The sequence below is a fragment of the Parasynechococcus sp. genome, assembly GCF_042954325.1.
Classification (GTDB): Bacteria; Cyanobacteriota; Cyanobacteriia; order PCC-6307; family Cyanobiaceae; genus Parasynechococcus.
Window position 1 is genome coordinate 1 of sequence record NZ_JBGKDS010000075.1, and the last position, 2589, is coordinate 2589.

The window sequence follows — 2589 nt, forward strand, 5'->3', positions numbered from 1 at the left end:
AACTGGGGGTAGTTGATGCGTTCGTTGATGTTGGGCAGCTCCCGAACAGGAGCACGACGATCAAAACGGGGACGTGGGGGCATTCAGGCAGTGACAGGTTCAGGCGCAGACGACGGGTGGAACAAAAAGGTCTGCATCCTTCACCTTAGATGTCCCTCGATCAACGTCATCGCCTCGGTTACAAGATCCTCGCCGGCGAGCCAGTGCGGTGTGTGCTGCCGCCGGAACCAGGTGCGTTGACGTTTGGCGAACTGACGGGTGCGTTGGCTGGTCAGGGTGATGGCCCGCTCACGGCTCAGGGATCCCTCCAGGAGCTCCAGCGCTTCTCCGTAGCCGATGGTTTGCAGCAAGGGCAGCGCACGACCAAAGCGCTCCGCGAGTGCCGTTGTTTCCTCCACCAGGCCGTTTTGGTACAGGGCCTTGGTGCGTTGGCCGATCCGCTCCCGCAGGTTGGCTGGGTTGAGGCCGAGCTCCAGCACCCGCCAGGGTGGCGGGGTGGCGCTGGCCTGGCTGCTGATGGGCCGACCAGTCGCGTAAAGCACCTCCAGGGCCCGTTGGGTGCGCACGGCATCGGCCGGTGCGATTTTGGCGGCGGCGGTTGGGTCCGATTGCTGCAATAAGGGATGGCAGATCTCTTGGCCCAGCTGTTGCAGTTGTGTGCGCAGCTGGGGTTGCGGGGCCACCGCCGGCGGCTTCAGTCCGTGGGTGAGGGCCTTGAGGTACAGACCGCTGCCACCCACCAGCAGGGCTATGCCCTGCGTCTGCAGGGCGTGCTCGATGCAGGGCTCGGCGGCGGCCTGGAATTCCTGCAGGGTGATCGGTTGGTCGGGCTCGCGCAGGTCCAGCAGGTGGTGACGCACCCGTGCCTGTTGCTCGGGCGTGGGTTTGGCGGTGCCCACATCCATGCCCCGATACAGCTGCCTGGAGTCGACATTGATCACCTCAAGGCCCAGCCGTTCAGCGATGTCGAGCGAAAGGGCGGTCTTGCCGCTGGCGGTGGGCCCCAGCAGGGCGATGACCAGGGGGTTGACAGGCATGGTGATCGCTCGGGGATGCACCCCAACTTGAAAAGGGGCCTCAGAGGCCTCTGCAAGCCCCTGTAGACAGCCAGTGGTAGATTGACATTGCCAGATTGAGGTTCAAAGCCCTAGCGGCTGTTCTGAACCCTGTTTCCTGGATCGAGAGTCTCGGAATGAGCGACGTTTCCAAGGTCCAGAACGCCTACGGCGCTGAGCAGATTCAGGTGCTGGAGGGCCTTGAGCCCGTCCGCAAGCGTCCCGGGATGTACATCGGCTCCACCGGGCCGAGGGGATTGCACCACCTGGTGTATGAGGTGGTCGATAACGCGGTGGACGAGGCCCTGGCGGGCCACTGCGATCGCATTGATGTGGTCCTCGGGGCCGATGGCTCGGCGCAGGTCAGCGATAACGGCCGCGGCATCCCAACGGATGTCCACCCGCGTACCGGCAAGAGCGCTCTGGAAACCGTGCTGACCGTGCTCCACGCCGGTGGCAAATTCGGTGCTGGTGGTTACAAGGTCTCCGGCGGTCTCCACGGGGTTGGTGTGTCCGTGGTCAACGCCCTCAGTGAATGGGTGGAGGTCACGGTTCGCAGACAGGGGCAGGTGCATCGCCAGCGCTTCGAGCGCGGTGCCGCCATCGGCAGCTTGGCCTCGGAAGATCAGCCGTCGTCGGAGGAGGGCGCGACCGGAACCACGGTTTGCTTCAAGCCCGACATCGAGATTTTCACGATCGGGATTGTTTTTGATTACGCCACACTTTCAGCGCGTCTGCGCGAACTGGCGTATCTCAATGGTGGCGTGCGAATCGTGTTCCGCGATGAGCGTGAATCTGCTCGCGATGCCGAAGGGAATCCCCACGAAGAAACCTATTTCTATGAAGGGGGAATCAAGGAATATGTCTCCTACATGAATGCGGAGAAGGATTCCCTTCATCCGGAAATCATTTATGTGAATGCCGAAAAAGATGGTGTTCAAGTTGAAGCGGCCTTGCAGTGGTGTGCCGATGCTTATTCCGACAGCATCCTTGGCTTTGCCAACAACATCCGAACGGTCGATGGTGGCACCCACATCGAGGGTCTGAAGACCGTCCTCACCAGAACCCTCAACGCTTTCGCCAAGAAGCTGGGCAAACGCAAGGAGGCCGATTCCAACCTGGCCGGAGAAAATATCCGCGAAGGTTTAACCGCTGTGCTGTCGGTCAAGGTTCCCGAGCCGGAATTTGAGGGGCAAACCAAAACCAAGCTCGGCAACACCGAGGTGCGCGGCATTGTCGACAACCTGGTTGGAGAAGCGCTCAGCCAATTCCTGGAATTCAATCCATCGGTGATTGGTTTGATCCTGGAGAAAGCAATCCAGGCCTTTAACGCTGCGGAGGCCGCTCGGCGTGCTCGCGAGCTGGTGCGTCGTAAGAGTGTGCTGGAGAGTTCAACCCTTCCCGGCAAGCTGGCGGACTGCAGTTCCAGGGATCCCAGCGAGTCTGAGATTTACATCGTTGAGGGTGACTCCGCAGGCGGCTCGGCGAAACAGGGTCGCGATCGTCGCTTCCAGGCCATCCTTCCGCTGCGGGG

General features: G+C 61.4%; 2 protein-coding genes and 1 pseudogene. 1 reads left to right on the top strand and 2 read right to left on the bottom strand.

All coding sequences use genetic code 11. The annotated features are described in order from the left end of the window. Nucleotides 1-83 (bottom strand): annotated as a pseudogene (locus ACGVKB_RS09975) (translation initiation factor IF-3); the annotation flags it as partial. Nucleotides 84-140: 57 nt separating this feature from the next. Next, nucleotides 141-1037 (bottom strand): tRNA (adenosine(37)-N6)-dimethylallyltransferase MiaA, encoded by an 897-nt coding sequence (miaA, locus tag ACGVKB_RS09980; RefSeq protein ID WP_392351589.1) that lies wholly within the window; start codon nt 1035-1037, stop codon nt 141-143. Nucleotides 1038-1192: 155 nt separating this feature from the next. Between miaA and ACGVKB_RS09985 the strand changes: the two genes are divergently transcribed. Beyond that, nucleotides 1193-2589 (top strand): ATP-binding protein (locus ACGVKB_RS09985; protein WP_392351590.1); only part of this gene is annotated, 1397 nt, incomplete at its 3' end.